The 21,006-nt window shown below is 58.0% G+C and carries 20 protein-coding genes; 6 read left to right on the top strand and 14 right to left on the bottom strand.

The features are described 5' to 3' along the window. The first annotated feature begins 144 nt into the window (after positions 1-144). Positions 145-1,305, top strand: coding sequence for a porin (locus ACP90_RS18185; RefSeq protein WP_062489181.1), 1,161 nt, complete (start codon positions 145-147; stop codon positions 1,303-1,305). 175 nt (positions 1,306-1,480) lie between these two features. Here ACP90_RS18185 and ACP90_RS18180 read toward each other — a convergent pair whose 3' ends face one another. Continuing rightward, positions 1,481-2,410, bottom strand: a complete 930-nt coding sequence (locus ACP90_RS18180) for an alpha/beta hydrolase (RefSeq protein ID WP_062489178.1) — start codon at positions 2,408-2,410, stop codon at positions 1,481-1,483. Between the two features lie 280 nt (positions 2,411-2,690). Here ACP90_RS18180 and dapA point away from each other — a divergent pair, with 280 nt between their 5' ends. Next, a complete protein-coding gene (dapA, locus tag ACP90_RS18175; protein ID WP_023003772.1) occupies positions 2,691-3,569 on the top strand; it encodes a 4-hydroxy-tetrahydrodipicolinate synthase in 879 nt (292 codons plus the stop codon). 104 nt (positions 3,570-3,673) lie between these two features. After that, positions 3,674-4,153 (top strand): SsrA-binding protein SmpB, encoded by a 480-nt coding sequence (smpB, locus tag ACP90_RS18170; RefSeq protein WP_023003773.1) that lies wholly within the window; start codon positions 3,674-3,676, stop codon positions 4,151-4,153. A gap of 187 nt (positions 4,154-4,340) precedes the next feature. On the opposite strand, the gene ACP90_RS18165 is transcribed toward smpB, so the two are convergent. The 3 genes from ACP90_RS18165 to ACP90_RS18155 all read right to left on the bottom strand — a co-directional run bounded on the left by ACP90_RS18165 (position 4,341) and on the right by ACP90_RS18155 (position 6,495). Next, positions 4,341-4,799 carry a thioesterase family protein gene (locus ACP90_RS18165; RefSeq protein WP_062489176.1) on the bottom strand — a complete coding sequence of 153 codons (459 nt, stop codon included), beginning with the start codon at positions 4,797-4,799 and terminating at the stop codon, positions 4,341-4,343. Beyond that, positions 4,796-5,959 (bottom strand): iron-containing alcohol dehydrogenase, encoded by a 1,164-nt coding sequence (locus ACP90_RS18160; protein WP_062489174.1) that lies wholly within the window; start codon positions 5,957-5,959, stop codon positions 4,796-4,798. Before ACP90_RS18160 ends, ACP90_RS18165 begins: the two co-directional genes overlap by 4 nt. Before the next feature lie 128 nt (positions 5,960-6,087). Further along, positions 6,088-6,495: a DUF2000 family protein gene (locus ACP90_RS18155; RefSeq protein WP_062489172.1), complete on the bottom strand. Its 408-nt coding sequence runs from the start codon at positions 6,493-6,495 to the stop codon at positions 6,088-6,090. Between ACP90_RS18155 and ACP90_RS18150 the strand changes: the two genes are divergently transcribed. Beyond that, positions 6,494-7,402 carry an AraC family transcriptional regulator gene (locus ACP90_RS18150; RefSeq protein WP_023003777.1) on the top strand — a complete coding sequence of 303 codons (909 nt, stop codon included), beginning with the start codon at positions 6,494-6,496 and terminating at the stop codon, positions 7,400-7,402. The two genes, ACP90_RS18155 and ACP90_RS18150, sit on opposite strands and share 2 nt — an antisense overlap. A gap of 30 nt (positions 7,403-7,432) precedes the next feature. On the opposite strand, the gene parC is transcribed toward ACP90_RS18150, so the two are convergent. Next, on the bottom strand, positions 7,433-9,685 hold the full coding sequence (gene parC, locus ACP90_RS18145; RefSeq protein WP_062489170.1) for a DNA topoisomerase IV subunit A: 2,253 nt from the start codon (positions 9,683-9,685) through the stop codon (positions 7,433-7,435). Positions 9,686-10,007: 322 nt separating this feature from the next. On the opposite strand from parC, the gene ACP90_RS18140 reads away from it, so the two are divergent. Both ACP90_RS18140 and lepB (ACP90_RS18135) read left to right on the top strand, forming a co-directional pair. Then, on the top strand, positions 10,008-12,023 hold the full coding sequence (locus ACP90_RS18140; protein ID WP_158514194.1) for an EAL domain-containing protein: 2,016 nt from the start codon (positions 10,008-10,010) through the stop codon (positions 12,021-12,023). Between the two features lie 124 nt (positions 12,024-12,147). After that, a complete protein-coding gene (gene lepB / locus ACP90_RS18135; protein WP_062489166.1) occupies positions 12,148-12,822 on the top strand; it encodes a signal peptidase I in 675 nt (224 codons plus the stop codon). Between the two features lie 17 nt (positions 12,823-12,839). Here lepB (ACP90_RS18135) and recO read toward each other — a convergent pair whose 3' ends face one another. The 9 genes from recO to rpoZ all read right to left on the bottom strand — a co-directional run bounded on the left by recO (position 12,840) and on the right by rpoZ (position 20,880). Then, positions 12,840-13,595: a DNA repair protein RecO gene (gene recO, locus ACP90_RS18130; RefSeq protein ID WP_055653434.1), complete on the bottom strand. Its 756-nt coding sequence runs from the start codon at positions 13,593-13,595 to the stop codon at positions 12,840-12,842. 59 nt (positions 13,596-13,654) lie between these two features. Then, positions 13,655-14,581, bottom strand: coding sequence for a GTPase Era (gene era / locus ACP90_RS18125; RefSeq protein WP_187306554.1), 927 nt, complete (start codon positions 14,579-14,581; stop codon positions 13,655-13,657). An 87-nt stretch (positions 14,582-14,668) separates the two neighbouring features. Next, positions 14,669-15,379, bottom strand: coding sequence for a ribonuclease III (gene rnc, locus ACP90_RS18120; protein ID WP_023003783.1), 711 nt, complete (start codon positions 15,377-15,379; stop codon positions 14,669-14,671). 36 nt (positions 15,380-15,415) lie between these two features. Next, positions 15,416-16,168, bottom strand: a complete 753-nt coding sequence (lepB, locus tag ACP90_RS18115) for a signal peptidase I (RefSeq protein ID WP_062489164.1) — start codon at positions 16,166-16,168, stop codon at positions 15,416-15,418. Positions 16,169-16,283: 115 nt separating this feature from the next. Continuing rightward, positions 16,284-16,715 (bottom strand): holo-ACP synthase, encoded by a 432-nt coding sequence (gene acpS, locus ACP90_RS18110; RefSeq protein ID WP_062489162.1) that lies wholly within the window; start codon positions 16,713-16,715, stop codon positions 16,284-16,286. A gap of 72 nt (positions 16,716-16,787) precedes the next feature. Next, positions 16,788-17,402, bottom strand: coding sequence for a DUF2062 domain-containing protein (locus ACP90_RS18105; RefSeq protein ID WP_031270631.1), 615 nt, complete (start codon positions 17,400-17,402; stop codon positions 16,788-16,790). A 30-nt stretch (positions 17,403-17,432) separates the two neighbouring features. After that, positions 17,433-18,014 carry an orotate phosphoribosyltransferase gene (gene pyrE / locus ACP90_RS18100; protein ID WP_023003787.1) on the bottom strand — a complete coding sequence of 194 codons (582 nt, stop codon included), beginning with the start codon at positions 18,012-18,014 and terminating at the stop codon, positions 17,433-17,435. Positions 18,015-18,123: 109 nt separating this feature from the next. Beyond that, entirely contained in the window at positions 18,124-20,370 is a 2,247-nt protein-coding gene (locus ACP90_RS18095; protein ID WP_062489160.1) for a bifunctional (p)ppGpp synthetase/guanosine-3',5'-bis(diphosphate) 3'-pyrophosphohydrolase, read from the bottom strand. A gap of 108 nt (positions 20,371-20,478) precedes the next feature. Beyond that, the gene (gene rpoZ, locus ACP90_RS18090; protein ID WP_023003789.1) at positions 20,479-20,880 is read right to left on the bottom strand and encodes a DNA-directed RNA polymerase subunit omega; all 402 of its coding nucleotides are present in this window, start codon (positions 20,878-20,880) and stop codon (positions 20,479-20,481) included. Positions 20,881-21,006 lie beyond the last annotated feature (126 nt).

Below are 21,006 nucleotides of genomic sequence, written 5' to 3'. Positions count from 1 at the left end.
TCATCCTTGCGAGCGGCTTCGAGCCGCACTGATTTGTCTGCCTCGGACGTCCAACCTCCGATCGGTGGCAAACTCAGAAACAATTCGCGGGGACAATGGCGCTTTTCTTTGGTGCCAATTGAAATGACTGATTGGAGGTCAGATATGAAACTCAAGAGCTTGATGCTCGGCGCTGCAGCTGCTGCTGCTGCCACCACCGCACAGGCAGCCGATCTTCCGGTTGCTCCGGAGCCGGTTGATTACGTTCGCGTCTGTGACGCTTACGGCGCACGCTTCTACTACATCCCGGGCACCGAAACCTGCCTCCGCGTTGGCGGCCGTGTTCGTACCCAGGTAATCGTCAACAACACGCTGGACAACGGCGCTTGGGGCAACCGTGATTCTGACGGCTACTCCTGGCTGTCTCGCGGCTACCTGTACCTGGACGCTCGCACTGCAACCGAATTCGGTACCCTGCGTGCATACGTCTCCATGTACTCCACCGTCACTAACGGTGCGAACTCTGCCAGCCTCGATAACGCCTACATCCAGTGGGGCGGCCTGACCGCAGGTCTTCTGACCTCGAACTTCGACATCTTCACCGGTCAGACCTTCATGGGTGTTGTTAGCCGTAACTGGTCCGACCAGACGGTCAACCAGATCGCTTACACCGCAGCTTTCGGCAACGGCTTCTCCGCTACGATCGCTCTGGAAGATCGTTCGCATCGTGAAGTTGGCACCTACGGCGGCACTCGTGCACCGGACCTGGTCGCTGCTCTCGGCGTTTCCCAGGGCTGGGGTTCTGCACAGCTGTCCGGTGCTCTGCACCAGGTTTACCCGGATCGTGCAAACGCACACCAGACCGGCGCAACCAACAACGGTGCTGACGATTCCTTCGGTTGGGCAATCGGCGGTGGTGTTGCTGTCAACATCCCGATGGCTTCCCCGGGCTCCAACATCTTCTTCCAGGGCTTCTACGCAGACGGCGCTCTGTCCTACATCGGCGCAGGCAGCACCGTTGGCGGCGTAGCAGTCTCCGATTACGGCCCGACCAGCGGCACCTCCACCGGCTACTCCCTGTCGGCTGGTGCTTACATCCAGGCAACTTCCACGATCGGTCTTGCTCTCGACGGTTCCTACATGGACATCGATCAGCCGAACGGCGCAACCGACCTGACCCGTTGGGCAATCGACGGTTCCGTACAGTGGGAGCCGGTCTCTGGCTTCGTAATGGGTGCTGACGTTGGTTACGCCAACACCGACCCGAGCTCTGCGTCTGACGTTGACGAACTCCTCTTCGGTGTTCGTATGCAGCGCACCTTCTAATCAATCCTCACTCGAGGTTTGATGGGAAACCCGGCGGAAACGCCGGGTTTTCTTTTGTCTTGTCGGGCAAAAAGAACTGTAAAATGCGACGCACAGAGTGTCGCTGCAGCTCAGAAGCTCAGAAGCTCAGAAGCTCAGAAGAGCCAAGCGGAACAAGGCCAGGTGGCCACCAGATTCAAACGCTTTTCAGAAAATCCGAAATCGTCTTGTGCGTCTCGCCATCCCACAGAACAGGCGCATGTCCTTGGCCGGGAATGGTTTTTGCTGTGGCATTCGGGTGGTTGTCCGTCATCCGCCGACATGTTTCCGGGCTCAGCAGATCCGAATGTTCGCCGCGAAGCACCAGAACCGGTCTGTCGGTCAGCTTTTCGTAAAGAGGCCAGAGGTCGGGTGTGGGCGTGGCATCATCGAGACTTGCCAATTGATGGGCGAGGGCGGGGTCGTAGTCCATCATCACATGTCCGTCCTGCTCGCTCGCAAGCTGGCCGGCCAGCTTGAGCCAGTCAGCCTTCCCGAAGGCAGGGAATTGATATCCGAGCGTGTGTTCCAGGTTGGCTGCGACGTCTTCATGGGAGGCGCATTTCATGTAGTGGCCGAGTGTTGCGGCGATCCGGTGGATCGCGCGCATCTCGATATGCGGACCAATGTCATTGAAGATCACGGCCGCCATTCGGGATGCGGGATAACGCAAGCCCATTGCCAGGGCATGCAAGCCACCCCGTGAAGTTCCAAGAACGGCAAAACGGTCCAGTCCAAGTTCCGCAATGGCAGCATCGATGTCCTTGTCTTCAACGGTCAAGGCGTAATTGCGCCAATCGGGATCCCAGTCGCTCTTGCCTCGTCCCCTGTAGTCGAGGGCGATGACCCTGTGGCCGCAAGTTTGAAGGAAACGCGCGATCTCATTGAAATCTCGCGTATTTCTGGAAAGCCCCGGCAGGCAGAGAACTGGAATTGGGGACGCTGCCTCGTCTGATACCGGTTTGGCAGACGGCCACTCGCAGCCTGACAAGGTAAGGCCATCCGGGCTCTTCCAGGTAAAGTCTACTACTGGCGGCATCGGGGCGGTGCTGGAGCTGACAAGCGCTTCTTGCGGCGCAGAAGTCATGGGTGTCTCCCGTAACGTTTCCATCCAAAAGTTGTTTTTTTTCAAAGATAGAGTGGATTGCGGGCGGGTGCCAATAGGAAGACTTCGTATCAGGCATTGAAAAGATGAGGCCAGGTGTCGCTGGAAGAGCGCAGTTAAGGCAAGAAAAGTCGAAAAGCAGCAGTTCTATAGCATTGGAACCATTGCTCCTTGTTCGGCAGATGAGTATGTTGCGCCTCCATCTGAAACAGATGCCCTTCCGCCCGTCGGAACCACGACAGTCATCCAAGAGGAAACCGAGATGTTTAAAGGTTCAATTCCAGCGCTGATTACCCCGTTTAAGGACGGAGCGCTCGATGAGAAACGGTTTCAGGAGTTCGTGGACTGGCAGATCGCTGAAGGTTCCTCCGGTCTCGTGCCCGTGGGCACGACTGGCGAAAGCCCGACGCTGACCCATGATGAACACAAGCGCGTTGTCGAACTGTGTGTAGAAGCGGCCGCGGGCCGCGTTCCCGTCATGGCGGGCGCAGGTTCCAACAATACGATCGAAGCAATCGACTTCGCGCAACACGCCGAAAAGGCCGGCGCCAATGCCCTGCTGGTCGTGACGCCTTACTACAACAAGCCGAACCAGGCTGGCATGAAGGCCCATTTCAAGGCTGTCAACGATGCCGTTGGCATCCCGATCTTCATCTACAACATTCCAGGCCGGTCGATTGTCGACATGCTGCCGGAAACGATGGCAGAGCTGTTTGAAACCTGCGAGAACATCAAGGGCGTCAAGGATGCAACGGCTGACATGGCAAAGGCCAGCCGTCAGCGCCATCTGTGTGGACCGGATTTCGTCCAACTGTCCGGTGAAGATATCTCCGCACTTGCCTTCAATGCTCATGGCGGTGTCGGTTGCATTTCGGTGACCGCCAACGTTGCACCGCGCCTGTGTGCCGAGTTCCAGGCTGCCACGCTTGCCGGTGACTACAAGAAGGCGCTGGAATACCAGGACCGCCTTGCGCCGCTACACCGGGCCATGTTCCTGGAACCGAGCCCGGGCGGCGCAAAATATGCGCTTTCCCTGCTTGGCAAGGTGGACGAAGAGCTGCGGCTGCCTCTTCTGCCGGTGACGGAAGCAGCACAAGCCGAGATCCGCGCTGCAATGGCACACGCAGGGCTGATCAACTGACCGGAAAAGGAATGGCACTGGCTGCCGGGAACTGACGTTCGTCTCGATTGTTTGCCTTTTCGAGACGAACCGAATTTCAAGGCGCTGGCGCCGGAAGGAAAAAAATGGCTCCGAGAAAAGGGGGCGATCCGGGGCGGACAATCATTTCCGACAACCGGAAAGCCCGGTTCAATTTCGAAATCGAAGATACGCTGGAAGCAGGCATCGAGCTGAAGGGCACCGAGGTCAAATCGCTGCGCAACGGCAAGGCGAATATTGCAGAATCCTACGCCGCCGAACATAAGGGCGAGATCTGGATCTACAACGTCTATATTCCGGAATACCTGCAGGCCAATCGGTTCAATCACGAACCGCGCCGTCCGCGAAAATTGCTGTTGCACAAGCGCGAGATCGGCAAGTTGGCTGGTGCCGTCCAGAAGGACGGCAAGACGATTGTCCCGCTCAAGCTCTATTTCAATGAGCAGGGCCGGGCAAAGCTGGAATTGGCCCTTGCCCGGGGTAAAAAGCTGCATGACAAGCGCGAGACTGAGAAGAAACGCGATTGGCAGCGCGAAAAGTCCCGCTTGATGAAGAACTTCAGCTGATTTTCGCTATCCACAGCGGCGCTGCGTGACAATTCCATGACTGTGCGTAACCTGTTGAAAGCTTGCGCATAACGTGTGGAAGAGCTGTGCAGTGCCTGTGGGTAGTGGAAACGCCCATCCCGGACTTTTCCCGTGGATTGCCTGTGATCATTCACAGCGTAACTGTCTCGACGGACTTGTCCGGTATCTAAGCCGTCAAACCTTCCAGGATTCCCCGTTTCCAGTCGGGAATATGGCACGGTCTGCGTGTTTCACGGGCCACGTGGACATGGACAAAGCGGCCGTGAGCTGCTGTCGTCTCGCTTTCGCCGGCAAACAATCCAACCCTGAAAATTACAGAAGTTGAGCCAAGTTTTTCAACCTTCAGTCCTGCGGATATGATGGCGGGAAAGGTTAGTTCGGTGAAGTAATGGCAGCCGGTTTCCACCACCAGAAAGATCTCGGGGCTCTTTAGCGGGTCGAGCAGTTTCTTATCAACGTACCAGCTGTTAACAGCCGTATCGAAAAAGCTCAAATACTGAACGTTGTTGACGTGCCCGTAGATGTCCACATCCATCCACCTTGTGGGGATATGTTGAAAAGCTTTGAATTCGGACCTGTTTAAAGGTTCCGGCCTCGCCGCTTGTGGATGAGCTGTGATGTTCATAGCGCCGCCCTGTAGATTTCAAGCGCGTCCGTTTCGCCAAGCTCCCGCGGGTTGTTGACCAGCAGGCGGGTTTGCTTCATGGCGTCGCTCGCCATTTTGGGCAGATCAGTCTCGCTGATTCCGACATCGCGCAGGCGTGTTTGAAGGCCCAGTTTTGCAGCCAGGTCTGCCAGGTTATCTGCAAACAGGTCAGAGCGCGCCCTGGCATCGTTTACCTCGGCAAGTCCAGGGAAAACAATTGGCGCAATCTCGGCATAAGTTTCTGAAGCAACAGCGTTATTGAACTTCAGGACATGTGGCAGAACCAGCGCGTTGGATAGCCCGTGAGGGACGTGAAACGTGCCGCCGATGGGATAGGCAAGCGCATGAACCGCGGCCACCGGTGAATTGGCAAAGGCCATGCCGGCAAGCATGGAGCCGAGCAACATCGCGCCACGTGCGTCCCTGTCGTCCGGTGTGAACACGGCCTTTTCAATGTTGGCGCCAAGCAGTTTCAAGGCTTCAACGGCAAGCGTTCGGGAGACGGGGTTGTTGTTCACGGATTTCGAGGCGTATCCCTCGATCGCGTGGACCATGGCATCTATCCCCGTTGCCGCAGTGACAGGGCCTGGCAGGCCAAGTGTGAGCAGCGGGTCGAGGATCGCAAGATCGGGAAGAAGGAAGGGAGAAACGACGCCGCGCTTTTCCTCATCCCCGACCGTAATGATCGAGATCGGAGTGACCTCGGAGCCGGTTCCTGCTGTGGTCGGAACGAGGATCAGGGGCAGTCGCGGCCCCTTGGCGTTTCCGATGCCCCAGGCTTCGTCCAGATCCTCGTTGCTGCCCAGCAGCAGCGCGACAAGCTTTGCGACATCCAGGGAGGAACCTCCGCCGTAGCCGATGATCGACGTTGCGCCGTGCGAGCGGGCCGCTTCCACGGCGGCATCGACCAGGGACCGCGGCGGATCGGCGACGACGTCACTGAACCGGGCGATGTCATGCCCGGCTCCGACCAGGGATGTCTCGCAGGACGCCTGCAGGCCGAGGGAAACAATGCCGGGATCCGTTACCAGAAAGGGGCGCGGCCCCAGAAAGGAAGCCGCGTGGCTTGCCAGGTTCGCAGCTGCTCCATTTTCGAAGACGATGCGCTGACTGGTATTGAACGTGAACGCCCCTATCATAAGTCCTCCCGGGTTTTCTTTGCCCCACAGTGCCCGGAAAAGACATGCGCAGTCGAGTGAAGATTGATCCGACTTTTGAAGAAGGCGGGAGGGGGGTAATTTTCGAGGCCTGCAAAGTCTGAAGTTGTTCAGGCATGCATCTTCGCGCCCTTGGAAATTTTGTCTGCGACCTTCTTGTCCGCATGAAAGGCAATGCCGACCACTTTCGCATCATCCGGGCCAAAGCGCGAAAAGGCCTCCCGGTTCGCACTGTCATGGCCCGTGGTGAACATTTCCTCGATGTAAAGACTTGCCGGAACCGAACGGTCCAGCGTCCGCTTGTGGATCTTGCCGAGTGTTTCTGCGTCGGCACTCAGGACGATGATCGGCTGGACACTCATCGGGTGATAGACATTGGTCGCCGCATCGCTATAGGGTTCGCCGATTATGCCGGGCTTTGCAGCGGCAACGCCGGTTGACAGGAAAGCAGTCACATTCAGCTTCTGCCAGACCGCGAGATCTTCTCGGACAACAACGACGAACTTGGTTTCGAACATGACTTTCAACTCCACGCGGGGATTTCATCTTGAAGGCGAAAGCAAGGACCTAGCGGAGCCGAAGCCGAGTGGTCTTGAACGTTTGTGCGAAGTGGAAGCGGACAGGATCCATGTAGCGCCACCGGAAGAAGGGATCGAGCGCATTGACGCCCGGTTTCACGGCAACGGCTTTACACCTCACCGGCACGACACCTACGCCATCGGTTTGACCATGAGCGGCGTACAGACCTTCAGTTATCGCGGTGAGAAACGTGCTTCGCTGCCGGGGCAGGTGATCGTCATTCATCCGGACGAGCTGCATGATGGTGGTGCAGGGACTGAACGCGGGCTTCGCTACCGCATGATCTACATTCCACCGGAGCTGATTTGTGAAACCCTGGCTGCCTCGGGCAACGCGCGCCTGCCGTTTATCGGCTCACCCGTCATCTCCGACGCAGGCTTCAGGAAAGATCTGGCGGACGCCCTGACCGATATCGATCACGAGATGGGGCCTTTCCGGCGCGACTGCCTGATTGCGGATCTGGCAGCTTGCCTGGCTCGTCATGCCGATGACCGCATGGCAGGTGTCTCCTCATTGAACTGGCCGTCCCTGAAGGCCTGCGCCGAGTACTTGAGAGAAGGCTGTGCAGACCGTATAGCCATGGAGGAACTGGAGGACCTGGCGCAGATGGACAGGTTTTCCCTGTCGCGGCAGTTTCGAAAGGTCTTTGGAACGAGCCCGCACCGGTATCTCGTCATGCGGCGTCTTGAGAAGGCCAAGACGGAGCTGCATCAGGGAGCGTCACTTGCCGACGCGGCCTTTGCCAGCGGCTTTGCGGATCAAAGTCATCTGACACGTCACTTCAAGCGAACATTCGGGATGACACCCGGTCACTGGCGGCAGCTTTGCGCCGCCAGCATGGCTTAGCCCGATCGGAAAACGACCGGGAGCTTTGCCTTAAAGCTTGCTGGGCCCGAACTTGTTCGACCGGGGGAAACCCGTGGGCGGCAGGCGACCGGCCTGACCGCGTTCGCCGCGCCAGTCCGCAAGCTCTTCCATTGTCCGGGTAAAACTGCGGCCGGAACTGTCGGTCCAGGTCAGGCCGTCTTCGCCCTTGAAGACCCGAATGTCCGAGATGTTGCCGTCCCGGTAGCGCTGCAGGCGGACGCCGCGGCCGCGACCCATTTGCGGGATCTGTGCCATCGGGAATACCAGCAGTTTCCGGTTTTCACCGATGATGGCCACTTGGTCACCCGATGCCTCGACACAGATCGAGGCTTCCGCCGGAGCGCTGAGGTTGAGAACCTGCTTGCCCTTGCGCGTGTTGGCAACGACGTCGTCCTCGCTGACGACAAAACCACGCGCTTCGGTGGTTGCCAGGAGCAGGTTTCGGCCAGGTTTGTGAACGAAGGCGTTGACCACGTCCTGTGCTTCGTCCATTTCCACCATCAGGCGTATCGGCTCGCCATGGCCTCGTCCGCCAGGCAGGCGGTCGGCACCAAGCGTGAAGAACTTGCCTCCGGTGGAAAACAGCAGGATCTTGTCCGTCGTCTCGGCGTGGAGTGACAGTTTCAGTTTGTCGCCCTGCTTGAACGCAACACCGGAAAGGTCCGTCTGGTGACCTTTCATCGCCCGGATCCAGCCTTTTTCGGAAATGATGACGGTGATCGGTTCCTTTTCGATCATTGCCTGCTGGATGTCGATCAGGTCCGTTTCCGGAGCTTCGGACTTGTCGGTTCGCCGCTTGCCAATTTCGGTTTCAGGGCCATAGACCTTGGAGATTTCCGCAATTTCCTTGGAGATCTTGGTCCACTGACGCGCATCGGAACCGAGCAGTTTGGTCAGGTCGTCCTTCTCGGCCGACAGCTTGTCGTGTTCCTTGCGGATTTCCATTTCTTCAAGCTTGCGCAAGGAGCGCAGGCGCATGTTGAGGATGGCTTCCGCCTGAACGTCCGACAGCTCGAAAGTCCGCATCAGTTCGGCTTTGGGTTCGTCCTCTTCACGGATGATGCGAATGACCTCGTCCAGGTTCAGATAGGCAACAAGATAGCCTTCCAGAACTTCCAGACGATGGTTGATCTGGCCGAGCCGGTATTCGGACCGCCGGATCAGCACTTCCTTGCGGTGATCAAGCCATTCGCGCAGGACCTGTTTCAGGCCCATGACCATCGGCACCTTGCCCATGGAAAGGACATTCATGTTCAAGGAGAACCGGTTTTCCAGGTCCGTCAGCTTGAACAGTGATTCCATGAGAATATTTGCGTCGACATTGCGCGAACGCGGTACCAGGACGATGCGGATGTCTTCGGCAGATTCATCGCGGATATCGTCCAGAAGCGGCAGTTTGCGCGCCGTCAGCAGTTCGGCGATCTTTTCGATCAGGCGTGATTTCTGCACCTGGTAGGGGATCTCGGTGACGACGATCGCCCATTGCCCGCGGCCGAGATCTTCCACTTCCCAGCGGGCACGAACGCGGAAACTGCCACGTCCGGTTTCATAGGCCTCGCGAATGGACCCCTGGTCCGACACCAGAAGGCCGCCGGTCGGGAAATCCGGGCCCTTGATGTACTCCAGCAGCTCGCCGGTTTCCGCATTCGGGTTCTTGATCAGGTGTTGGCATGCCTCACAGAGCTCGAACGCATTGTGCGGCGGAATGGAGGTCGCCATGCCAACGGCAATGCCCGACGAACCGTTGCCGAGAAGGTTCGGGAAACCGCCCGGCAGAACGATCGGCTCCTTGTCCTCACCGTCATAGGTCTCGCGGAAATCAACGGCGTTCTCGTCCAGGCCGTCCAGCAGCCGTTTGGCCGTGTCGGTCATACGCGCTTCGGTGTAACGCATGGCTGCCGCATTATCGCCGTCAACGTTGCCGAAGTTGCCCTGTCCGTCGATCAGCGGATAGCGCTGCGCGAAGTCCTGGGCGAGACGAACGAGGGCATCGTAGACTGCCTGGTCGCCGTGCGGGTGGTATTTACCGATCACGTCACCAACAACACGGGCACATTTCTTGAAGCCGGATCCAGGGTCCAGTTTCAAAAGGCGCATTGCGTAAAGCAGGCGCCTGTGCACCGGTTTCAAACCGTCGCGCACATCCGGCAAGGCCCGGTGCATGATGGTCGACAGTGCATAGGCCAGATAGCGCTCTTCCAGCGCATTCTTGAGATTGATGCTCTCAATGCCGCTTGGCGGCGGTGTCGTCTCTTTTCCCATACTTGCTTGCTAGCTGTTTCAGGCACGAGGTGCAATTCGCTAACTGCCTCGAATGGCCGGGAACAGCGGATTTTCAACGGATTTCACACGTCTGTGGGTGAATTTCTATCCACCACAGGCGAGGGCAGGAGAGTACGGAAGGCGTGCGAGCAAGAAGTCCATTCAAAGAAAAACTCGAAGTAAAATATCGAAAACTGCGAAGCTTCCTTAATGTCATATCAAGGAGAGACCGGTATTAATCCAAGAAAGGCTGCGGATTTTACCGATGCCCGGTTAAACTTTGGAACATGCCTGAATGGGTTCAAACTGGTTGACGTCGGCCTTGACGGCTTTCAAAACGTGGGTTGCTGGTGATAGTGGCGATCCGGACGTTGCCCTTGCGCAATATCAGTTCATCCAGCGCCAGACACCGTTTCTCTACATGATGAGCCTGGCTGGCGGTTGGGGTTTATCGGTAACGCACTGGTCGGTTGCTCCGATCGCTCTGACGCTTGTGGTGCCTCTACTCGTGACCGCCTTCGCCGTGCAGCGGATCGTGACGGTTCGCAGGCGCCAGAAAGAAACGCCGAGCCACGCCGAAATTCTTGCCTGGCAGAAGCAGGCCAAGGTCCTGGCGGTGGTTTCGCCTGCGATTTTCTCGATCTGGGTTCTGTCGCTTTTTCCCTATGGCGGGCCATACCTGCAGGTTCAGGTGGTCTTCACGATTGCCGTCGCCAATCTGGTGCTGCTTTTCTGCCTGATCCATTTTCGCGCGGTTGCCCTCATCAATGCCTTCTGCGCCAACACCTTGTATTTTATATACTTTGCCATCGCAGGCGAGCATGTCTTCACCTATTTCGCGCTCTATGGAATAGCTGCTTCCATGGGGGCCTTCTTCATCCTGAACAACCATTATCGCGGCTTCATCAAACTGATCCGCACGGGCAGGGATCTGAAACGTCATTCCGAGGAACTGGAACACAAGCAGGATGAAACCCAGAAACTGAGTGATCTGAACTACTACATCGCGAACCACGATCACATGACCGGTCTGCCGAACCGGCGTTGCTTTCTTCTGGAACTGGACCAAAGCTTCAGGTCGGCTCGCCAGACGGGAGAACCGCTGTCGTTGTGTGTATTCGATCTGGGAGGCCTCAGGGCCATCAACAACATCTATGGGCTCAACACCGGAGATCAGATCCTTCTTGAGGTCGTGCGGCGGCTGAAATCCAAGCTTGCACCGCAAATGTTCGTGGCCCGGATCGCCGGTGACGAGTTCGCATTATTAGGCGTTGGGGACGAAGCAGCCTTTTCGGACGTCAGCAGTTTCTTTGACGAATTGTTTGCGGAGAGCTGCCAACTGCCGGAAGCCAGCATGAAGCTGAACTATGCCGCCGGTATAGCTCATCTGGATGAAAGCGTTCTGTCACCGACGGACCTGCTGGAACACGCCGTCTACGTTCTCCAGGAAGCAAAACTCAATCGGAACGAGCCGGTTGCCGTCTTCGGACCGCGCCACAGCGAACAGATGCTGTCCCACGCCAGAGTTACCCAGGCGTTGCAGTCGGCGGACATTGAAGCCGAATTGTCGGTTGCCTTTCAACCGATCGTGGATGTGGCACACAATCGGATTACGGGTGTGGAATGTCTTGCCCGTTGGAACAGTCCGTTGCTGGGCAATGTGCCGCCAGGTGAGTTCATCCCCATTGCCGAACGTTGCGGAGTGATCAACAGGCTGACGCTGGTCTTGTTGCGCAAGGCGCTTGAAGCCGCTCGTCACTGGCCAGCCGATCTGAAGCTGTCTTTCAACCTGTCGGCAAGCAACCTGTCGTCCCGTGGTTTCGTGCAGGAGATACTCGACCTGTTGGAGAGCTTCGGATTTGAGCCAGGGCGACTGCATTGCGAAGTGACGGAAACTTCCGTGATGTGGGATTTCAAGGAAGCGAGCCGGGCGATCCTGGCCTTGAAGGAAACCGGGATCCGTCTGTCACTCGACGATTTCGGCACCGGTTATTCGAGCCTTTCCCATGTTCACAAGCTGCCCCTCGACTGCATCAAGGTCGATCGAAGTTTCGTCCACGGAATTCGGCCGGATACAGCCGGATATGGCATCGTCAAGTCGCTGTTGGCCCTCAGCCGCGACATGGGCATTGCCTGCGTTGTCGAAGGCGTTGAAACGGAAGAAGAACTGTCCGTTCTAAAAAGTCTCGGCACAAGCGAAGTGCAGGGCTACCTGTTTTCCAGGCCGCTTTCCGAAGCGGATCTTGGACGCCTGTTTGCCAAAGGCATGACCCTTTCCAGCGGCACTATGCAATCGGACGACCCTCCGGTTGCTTTGGAGGCTGCCCAGGCAGGATGAAGGCGCGTCGTCTAAATACCTTTGGTTGCAGGAAAGGATTGTAGGAATCAGCACCGTCCCTTAGACCGTTGAAAGGTTTATTCAGCCGCACTGCCAATCGTGTGGTTCCTTTGCTGGGGGGGGCATGGCTTCCAAACGCAAATCTTTTCGCTGGCTCTTGGTCGGTTTGGTAGCGCTGGTTCTGGTCGCGGTCGCGGTGTCCTGGAACGATTTTTACCTGCTGCGCCTGAAAACCTATTCCAATCTTTCAAGCAACATGCGTCCGACCCTGGAGGTCGATGAAGTTGTTCTTGTGACAAAAATCTTCCCCTCAATGGGCGAGCACTATGAGCCAGTCCGCGGAGACGTAATCGTTTTCACTATCGCCGCCAAAAGAGCGAACGATTATATGAAAAGGGTCATCGGCTTGCCTGGCGAGCGCATACGGCTTCAGGACGGCGTGGTGCTGATCAATGATGTGCCTGTTCCACGTCAGGCCCTTGCAGACTATCGCTACGAGGGTCGAGACGGCTCAGAGATCTCTGCTCCGCGATTTAGGGAAACTTTGCCGAACGGCAGAAGTTACGAAGTTCTGGATCTCGATCCGCAAGGAGAAATGGACACGACAAGAGAATATGTCGTGCCCGACGGTCATCTGTTTGTAATGGGCGACAATCGAGACAACTCCGTCGATAGTCGTTTTACAGACTACATCGGGTATGTACCGCTGAGTGGGGTCTTCGGTGTCGTTGAGATGATCCTTCTTCCGAAAGGCGAGGGCAGTTCGCTGTGGCAGCCGCAGCAGCCGGAAGCAAATTAGGGCGTGTTTCTGGAGTTTCAGAAATTCCAGGGAAATTCGGTTCGGTAACGCTTCTCAAGGGCGGAGAGTACCTGGCTTCGCGTGCCGCCGTCCCTGGTGCCATGTTCCTGCAGGTATCTGTTCAGAAAAAAGCTTGTCAGGTCGAACCCCTGGGTGACATCAGCCCAGGTCAGCTCACTGCCGGCCTGCCGTTGCCCCTCAAGAAGAAAGCCGGGCAGGGGCAGCAGACGGTCATGATAAGGCGTGCCGGCTTCCCGGCAGACCGCACGGGCGGATTTCGGCGACACGTAAGCCAGGTCTTCGTTGCTGCCTGTGGCGGCGCAGGACGAAAGATCGAGACCGATGCCGAGGTCGCGCAATACCTCAAGCTCGAAACGGACCAGAAGCGCGGCTGCCGCGTCCGAAGCCTCCAGATGGTCCAGAACCACCGTTAGCGCATTGAACAGTCTCGGGTAGGCGTGGCGTTCGGGCAGGAGACGGAGCAAAAAGGCCAGATGCTGAAGCGCGGCCAGACCGAGGCTGCTGGTCATGAGGTCACCCGCCCGCAGGGTTTCCGGCTCTATGTGAAATTGACCGAGATGGTCGGAAAGGCGTGCCTTCCAGGTGAGGGTAAGCTCGTTGCCGGGCTGCAGAACAGGCCGGTGCCGCCGCGAGCGGCCACCACGGACAAGACCGAGGTGGCGGCCATGATCCAGCGTCATGGCCTCCAGAATGACATCGTTTTCGCCGTGTTTGCGGGTGGTCAGCACCACGCCGCGTCCGCTCCATTCCAAGGGCCGTTTCCCGTTTCATGTCAGGCCGGGAGTGTGGCGGATTCGGCGACCCGCGCAAATTATTTCGGAAATTCCAGTCCCATTTCCCGGTAACGCTCCGGATCGTCGGCCCAGTTCTCCCGAACCTTCACGAACAGGAACAGGTGGACGGGAGCTTCGATGATTTCCGAGAGCTCTTCGCGCGCTGCCTGTGAAATCGCCTTGATCGTCTGTCCGCGTTTGCCGAGCACGATGGACTTCTGGCTGTCCCGCTCCACGTAGATGGTCTGTTCGATCCGGGCCGACCCGTCCTTGCGGGCCTGCCACTGTTCCGTCTCCACGGTGGAGATATAGGGCAGTTCCTCATGCAGGCGCTCGAACAGCTTTTCGCGGGTGATTTCGGCTGCAAGAATGCGCAGGGGCAGGTCCGACGGCTGGTCTTCCGGAAAGAGCCAGGGGCCGTCCGGAACCTTGGACGCGAAATAGTCCAGGATGGTTTCGGTGCCGTCGCCGGTCAGAGCCGATACCATGAAGGTTTCTTCAAAAGAGACGAATTCGTTGATCTTCTGCGCCAGCTGAAGAAGTTTTTCACGCTTGGCGACATCGGTCTTGTTGAGGATCAGAACCTTCGGTGCCTGCTGGCTGGACAGGCGCTTGAGGATGTTCTCCACTTCCTCGGTCAGGCCTTTGCGGGCATCGACCAGAAGCGCGATCAGGTCGGCATCGCGCGCACCGCCCCAGGCGGTGTCGACCATGGCGCGATCGAGCCGGCGCTTGGGTTTGAAGATGCCCGGCGTGTCGATGAACACCAGCTGTGCCGCGCCGTGCATGGCCACGCCGCGCACAATGGTGCGTGTTGTCTGCACCTTGTGCGTAACGATGGAGACCTTGGTGCCGACAAGCTGATTGATCAGCGTCGATTTGCCGGCATTGGGCGCGCCTATCAGGGCAATGAAACCCGCCTTGGTATCAGCAGGCATCTCTGGCAGCGGCTCGGGCAGCGGCATGTCAAATCGGCCGGTGGGGGCCTGAAAGCCGTTGTCGTCATCTTCGTCCATCGGACCATCGTTGGTCGTGTTATCGTTCAAGCTGTCTTATTCCTTCCAGACGCCTTCCCGGCGCAATACGGCCTCTGCCGCATTCTGTTCCGCAATCCGTTTGGAGCCACCCTTGCCTTCGCCTGGCGGCAGTCCCTGAACGGTCACCGACACGGTGAAATTCGGTGCGTGGTCCGGTCCGTCCCGGCCTGTTACATCATATCGCGGTGTCGGCAGGCTCTTCGATTGTGCCCATTCCTGCAGCGTTGTCTTGGCGTCGCGCAGTGGACCCGACCAGGATAGCATACGCGGCTCCCAAAGGCGCGTAATGAAGCTTTCGGCCGCCTCAAACCCGCCGTCCAGGTAAATCGCGGCAATGACCGACTCGCAAATATCGGCGAGCAGGGCAGTTTTCTTCCGGCCCCCGGTCTGTGCTTCTGCAAGCCCGATGCGCATCGCATCGCCGACACCAAGTTCCTGGGCAATTTCCGCGCAGGTTTCGCGCTTGACCATGTGGTTGAAACGCCGCGCCAACTCACCTTCGTCAGCCTTGGGAAAATGCTTGTGCAGCATGGAAGCTATCACGAGGCCGAGAACACGGTCTCCAAGGAATTCCAGACGCTGATAACTGCCCGACACTGTTTCAGACGGTGCAAGGGCACTGGCATGGGTCAGCGCGACCCGCAGGAGTTCCAGGTCCTGAAACTCATATTGCAGTGCCGTTTTCAGGGCCGAAATCGGACCTGGTTGATGCAGTTGTCTTTTCATGCAGCCTGCTTCGGCGGCGTTCCGCCAAAGCCCCGGTTAGAGTGTCCGGCCAATCCGTTCCCAGCGAACGCTCCACGGCCAGGACCAGATATGCCAGGCAGGAGTTCCGTCCTTGACGGAGAAGAACAGGATTTCGGCACGACCCATGAAGTTTTCGAACGGAACGTAGCCGACCCTGTTCAGATAACGGCTGTCGATGGAGTTGTCGCGGTTGTCGCCCATCATGAAGTAATGGCCTTCGGGCACCTTGTACTCGCGGGTGTTGTCCACCTCTCCGCGCGTGGTCAGGTCCAGGGTTTCATAAGAAACGCCGTTCGGCAGGGTTTCCCGATAGCGCGGCACCCGACGTACGAGACCAGAGGGCGATTGTTCGATGTAGTCGTCGATCCGCTCGCGTTTGACCGGTTCGCCGTTGATATGCACCACGCCCTCGATGACCTGGATGGTATCGCCCGGCAGGCCGATCACGCGCTTGATGTAGTCAATGGACGTATCGGTCGGCAGCTTGAAAACGGCGACATCTCCCCGCTCTGGCTCGGCGGACCAGATCCGGCCGCTGAAGGGGCCCAGGCCGAAAGGGAAGGAAAAGCGTGAGTATCCGTAGCTGTATTTGGAGACGAACAGATAGTCGCCAACCAGCAAGGTGTCCTTCATCGAGCCGGACGGAATGTTGAACGGCTGGAACAGGAATGTTCGCACGATCAGGGCAAGCAACAGCGCCTGGACAATAACCTTGATGGTTTCGGCGAGGCCGCTGTCCTTATCCTTCTTGTTTTCCGTCACGCTCATCTTGTCCCTTGATCAAAATCGTCCGGCGTTCTGTTCGGCAGCGCCTTTCACAGCCGGACTCTTATCCGCTAGCGCCTGCCGACGCAATGAGAGGAAGGCCCTTAAGGCAGGGCTTTCAGGGGGAATCCGCCTTTTGCGGCTCGGGCCAGTCGGTCGGCCACGCCGAAATCACGACAAATGCCTGCGCAAGCGGATAATCATCCGTAATGGTCAGATCAATGGTGGTCCTGAAACCGGCAGGCGCCATTGCCTGCAATCGTTCGGCAGCGCCACCGGTCAGGGCAATGGTGGGTTTGCCGGAAGGAAGGTTGACGACGCCCATTTCCCGCCAGGCGACTCCCATGCGAATGCCGCTGCCAAGTGCCTTCGAGCAGGCTTCCTTGGCCGCAAACCGTTTTGCATAGGATGCGGCACGCTCGGCGCGCTTGTCAGATTTTGTCCGCTCGATTTCGGTGAAGACCCGGTTGGTAAAGCGCTCGCCGAATCTTTCGAGTGTTTTCTCGATCCGGCGGATATCGATCAGATCGCTGCCAATTCCAAGGATCATGGCCTTGCTTTCCAGGTTGCGGCGGGATGGGGTCTTGGTCCCGGTCTTAGTTGGACAGGTCGTCCACGAAAATCAAGCGCTGCCGTCTTCTTCGACAGTGTTGCCCGGGGCAGGGAACAAACGGCCATGTTTGCCGGCGCCCTTGTCGGCCAGCTTGTTTCTGCGGCGGCGCTGGTAGACCTCGACGCTCTTGTAAACGACCACATAGGAGACCGTTCCAACGATCAATCCAAGAGGAACCGCACCGATGAACATCGGTTTGAGCATTGGCCAGAGCGCGTCGAGAGATTTTTCGAAAAGACCTTGCTGAAACTGCTGGTGGACCTGATGCGGGTCCGCCTTTGGAGCGCGCCCGTGGATGATCCACTGTCCGATTTTGAAGGTGAAGGCCCAAATGAACGGGAACGTCAGTGGATTGCCGACGGACGTTCCAAGCGCTGCTGCTATCATGTTGCCGCGCACCAGGTAGGCAAGTGCGAAAGCGGTCAGGAAATGGAAGCCGACAAGAGGTGTGCAGGAGGCGAAGGCGCCCGCGGCAAAGCCAAGGGCAATCGCGTGGGGTGTCGCCGTGAGGCGCAAGACGCGCTTGCCGAAATAGCGGGTCGACCGCGCCCAGCTGTTCCGGGGCCAGACGGCAACGCGCAGTCGCTCAATCCGTGTTGGCCTATTTCTCCGGCGAAACAGCATGGTCTAAGGTTCGTTCCCGTCTTTTATCGTTCAGCTCAGTCCGCGGCTGCCAGGTTTGACAGCTGGCAAGGCGGCAAGTTCCGGCGGCAGGTTGTCAGGTTCATAGGCCGGAACCTTGTATTCTGCCAGAGCAATCACCGGAACCGAGGCGTCAGCCTCGCCGCCGGAGCGGTCGATCAAGCAGGCAACACCGAGGACTTCAGCACCAAGAGCTTTCAACGAGGTTACCGTTTCCCGACTCGATAGGCCGGTCGTGACAATATCCTCTACAACAATGACACGGGCGCCTTGCGGCATTTCGAAGCGGCGCAGTCGAAACTCCCCGTCCTCACGCTCCACCCACATGGCGGGAACGCCAAGATGGCGGGCGGTTTCGTAGCCCGGAATAAGACCACCGAGCGCCGGAGATACGATGTAGTCGATCTGACCCAGGCCGGAGGCGCGGATCTTGTCGGCGAGTGCCTTGCAGAGTTTTTCCGTCTTGTCCGGATACATGAACACGCGGGCCTTCTGCAGAAATACCGGGCTGCGCAGACCGGAGGTCAGAATGAAGTGACCTTCCAGAAAGGCGCCGGCCTCGCGGAATACGGCCAGAACTTCATCGCGTGTCATTATCAGATCCCCTCAAATTCTTTGGCGGCGGCGGGCCTTCCATGGACAAGCGGCTGTGTCACTCACCGGCAAGCCGCCTTGTCCTTATGTGCCTGCTACCGTTTGTAATCTAGCCGTTTACACGGCTGACGCTGGAAACATTAGGCTTGGTTCGCAGCTGATTTATGATCCTGTTCAGGTGTTTCAGGTCCCAGACTTCAAGATCGATGATCATCTGATGGAAGTCCGAGGCTCGCTGCATCATCTTGACGTTGTCGATGTTGCCGCTGTTTTCGCCGATCACCTGCGCGATGGTTGCCAGGGAACCAGGTTCGTTTGCAGCCGAAATGTCCAGACGTGCTGGGAACCGTTCCGGATTGTTGACGTCGATGTCCCAGCGAACGTCGACCCAGCGCTCCGTCTGGTCGTCGAATTCCTTCAGGGACGGCGATTGTATTGGATAGATGGTCAGTCCTTCGGACGGGGTCAAGATGCCGACGATACGGTCGCCGGGAACAGCACCGCCATCGGGAGCAAAAGTAACCGGGATGTCGCCGGACAGACCACGAATGGGAAGGGCCGGGCCTTCTTCAGGCTCGCCACTCTCGCCGGTGGCTGCCTTGTCTGCATCCAGTTCGCCGGGCGGAATGCGGAACTTCAGACCGTGGCCCTGTTTCAGGCCGAACCAGCCTTCTTCCAGTGGCGGGCCGGAAATGGCAACGCGCTCGTCCTGATAGTCCGGGTGAGCCGATTTCAGAACCAGTTGGGCGGAAAGATCCCCGCGTCCGACGGCAGCCAGCAAGTCGGCGACGCTGGCCTGGTGGAGGAGATCGAGGATCGCTTCCAGCAGGTCTTCCGAATAGGCTTTTTCGGCTCTGGCGAATGCGCGCTTCAGAATATGTTCGCCAAGGGCTCCATATTGCTTGCGCACGGATTCCCTGGTGGCGCGGCGGATCGCGGCGCGGGCCTTGCCGGTAACGGCAATCGCTTCCCAGGCTGGTGGTGGGGTCTGCGCGGGCGAACGGATGATTTCGACCTCGTCGCCGTTATGCAGCTCGGTCACAAGCGGCATGATCTTGCCGTTGATCTTGCAGCCGACACATGTGTTGCCGATACCGGTATGAACCGCATAGGCGAAATCGATCGGCGTCGCACCTCGGGGCAGGGCGATCAGACGGCCCTTTGGGCTGAAGCAGAAAACCTGGTCATGGAAAAGTTCCAGCTTGGTGTTTTCCAGGAATTCTTCCGGCGTGTCGCCCTGAGCCAGCAGTTCGGTCGTGCGGCGGAGCCATTCGAAGGCGCGGCAGTCTTCCGTATGCCGGGCGATATTGCGTCCGCCGAATTCGCCGTCCTTGTAAAGCGCGTGTGCGGCGATACCGTATTCCGCCACCCGGTCCATGGAAATGGTCCGGATCTGCAGTTCCACACGCTGGCGGGACGGTCCGACAATCGTGGTGTGGATCGACTTGTAGTCGTTCTGCTTGGGCGTGGAGATATAGTCCTTGAACCGGCCGGGAACGGTCGGCCAGGTCGTGTGAATGACACCCAGCACGCGGTAGCAGGCTTCCACGGTGCCGACAGTGACGCGGAACCCGTAGATATCGGACAGCTGCTCGAAGCCGATAGCCTTTCGTTGCATCTTGCGAAAGATGGAGTAGGGGCGTTTTTCTCGGCCCTTCACGAGGGCGGCCATTCCCCGTTCGCTGAGGCGTTCGGTCAGCGTTGTCTCGATGTCCAGGATCAGATCGCGGTTGCGTTCGCGCAGATCGACCAGACGGTCGGTGATGGTTTCATAAGCTTCGGGGTTGAGCGTATGGAAGGCAATGTCTTCCAGCTCTTCGCGCATGTCGTGCATGCCCATGCGTCCGGCGAGCGGCGCATAGATTTCCATCGTTTCTTCCGCGATCCGCCCACGCTTGTGCTCCGGCATGTGGTGGAGCGTGCGCATGTTGTGCAGACGGTCAGCCAGCTTGACCAGAAGCACGCGGACGTCATCGGCAATCGCAAGCAGAAGCTTGCGGAAGTTTTCTGCCTGCTTGGCCTTCTGGGAAACCAGGTCCAGGCGCTTGATCTTTGTCAGACCTTCGACCAGCTTGCCGATTTCCTCGCCGAACAGGGAGTCGATCTCGGCCCGGGTCGCGTCGGTGTCCTCGATCGTGTCATGCAGCAAGGCAACGGCAATGGTGGCGTCGTCCAGGCGCAGGTCCGTGAGGATCGCGGCAACTTCAAGCGGATGGGAGAAATAGGGGTCGCCAGACGCACGCGTCTGGGTACCATGCTTTTGCATGGCATAGACGTAAGCCTTGTTGAGCAAGGCTTCGTCGGCGTCCGGATTGTAGCGCGTAACTCGTTCAACGAGTTCATATTGACGCATCATGGCCGCAACCGACCCTGGCAAACGGCTGAGACATCAGCGGGACAGACAAAAATCGCCCGAAGCGCCGAGGAAACCCCGTCGCGCTTCAGACGAACTTGTGAACTCAAATCAGACGTCGTCGGTCCGCTCCGGCGGAACGAGGCCTTCGAGGCCGCGCAGAAGGTCTTCTTCCGACATGCGGTCGAATTCAACCGCACTGTCGTCAACGTTGTTGACCTGCGTCATCTGATGCTGGTTCGAGGACGGAACCATCGGCACGGCTTCGGCCTCGGGCTCATCCACTTCCACATATTTCTGCAGCGAGTGGATCAGGTCCTCTTTCATGTCTTCCGGGCTGACGGTCTGCTCGGCAATCTCGCGCAGCGCAACAACGGGGTTCTTGTCGTTGTCACGGTCAATGGTCAGCGGCGAGCCGCTCGAGATCATGCGAGCGCGATGCGCAGCAAGCAGCACCAGCTCAAACCGGTTTTCGACCTTGTCGATGCAGTCCTCGACGGTCACGCGCGCCATTCGACGTCTCCATAGGCTTAAGGAACTTGAAGAAACAGCGTATAGTGTTCACGTTTCCAAAAAGCAACCCCTTGTCAAATTTGAGAGGAGGAGGTCAGATACCGGAACGCATAGGCAAAGAATCCG

This window comes from Labrenzia sp. CP4 (genome assembly GCF_001579905.1).
Taxonomy (GTDB): domain Bacteria; phylum Pseudomonadota; class Alphaproteobacteria; order Rhizobiales; family Stappiaceae; genus Roseibium; species Roseibium algicola.
The sequence above is the reverse complement of the archived record's forward strand: the minus strand, read 5'-3'. Positions and strand labels throughout refer to the sequence as shown.

Bases quoted from the DNA above. Each gene is read 5' to 3' on its own strand.
- acpS (WP_062489162.1), bottom strand. From the start codon at position 16,715: ATGATCCTTGGAATTGGCAGCGATCTGATCGATATCCGCCGGATCGAG.
- smpB (WP_023003773.1), top strand. From the start codon at position 3,674: ATGGCTCCGAGAAAAGGGGGCGATCCGGGGCGGACAATCATTTCCGAC.
- ACP90_RS18105 (WP_031270631.1), bottom strand. From the start codon at position 17,402: ATGCTGTTTCGCCGGAGAAATAGGCCAACACGGATTGAGCGACTGCGC.
- ACP90_RS18180 (WP_062489178.1), bottom strand. From the start codon at position 2,410: ATGACTTCTGCGCCGCAAGAAGCGCTTGTCAGCTCCAGCACCGCCCCG.
- rnc (WP_023003783.1), bottom strand. From the start codon at position 15,379: ATGAAAAGACAACTGCATCAACCAGGTCCGATTTCGGCCCTGAAAACG.
- ACP90_RS18150 (WP_023003777.1), top strand. From the start codon at position 6,494: ATGACTTTCAACTCCACGCGGGGATTTCATCTTGAAGGCGAAAGCAAG.
- ACP90_RS18185 (WP_062489181.1), top strand. From the start codon at position 145: ATGAAACTCAAGAGCTTGATGCTCGGCGCTGCAGCTGCTGCTGCTGCC.
- lepB (WP_062489164.1), bottom strand. From the start codon at position 16,168: ATGAGCGTGACGGAAAACAAGAAGGATAAGGACAGCGGCCTCGCCGAA.
- rpoZ (WP_023003789.1), bottom strand. From the start codon at position 20,880: ATGGCGCGCGTGACCGTCGAGGACTGCATCGACAAGGTCGAAAACCGG.
- ACP90_RS18160 (WP_062489174.1), bottom strand. From the start codon at position 5,959: ATGATAGGGGCGTTCACGTTCAATACCAGTCAGCGCATCGTCTTCGAA.
- ACP90_RS18155 (WP_062489172.1), bottom strand. From the start codon at position 6,495: ATGTTCGAAACCAAGTTCGTCGTTGTTGTCCGAGAAGATCTCGCGGTC.
- lepB (WP_062489166.1), top strand. From the start codon at position 12,148: ATGGCTTCCAAACGCAAATCTTTTCGCTGGCTCTTGGTCGGTTTGGTA.
- pyrE (WP_023003787.1), bottom strand. From the start codon at position 18,014: ATGACACGCGATGAAGTTCTGGCCGTATTCCGCGAGGCCGGCGCCTTT.
- dapA (WP_023003772.1), top strand. From the start codon at position 2,691: ATGTTTAAAGGTTCAATTCCAGCGCTGATTACCCCGTTTAAGGACGGA.
- parC (WP_062489170.1), bottom strand. From the start codon at position 9,685: ATGGGAAAAGAGACGACACCGCCGCCAAGCGGCATTGAGAGCATCAAT.
- ACP90_RS18165 (WP_062489176.1), bottom strand. From the start codon at position 4,799: ATGAACATCACAGCTCATCCACAAGCGGCGAGGCCGGAACCTTTAAAC.
- ACP90_RS18095 (WP_062489160.1), bottom strand. From the start codon at position 20,370: ATGATGCGTCAATATGAACTCGTTGAACGAGTTACGCGCTACAATCCG.
- era (WP_187306554.1), bottom strand. From the start codon at position 14,581: ATGCCGCTGCCCGAGCCGCTGCCAGAGATGCCTGCTGATACCAAGGCG.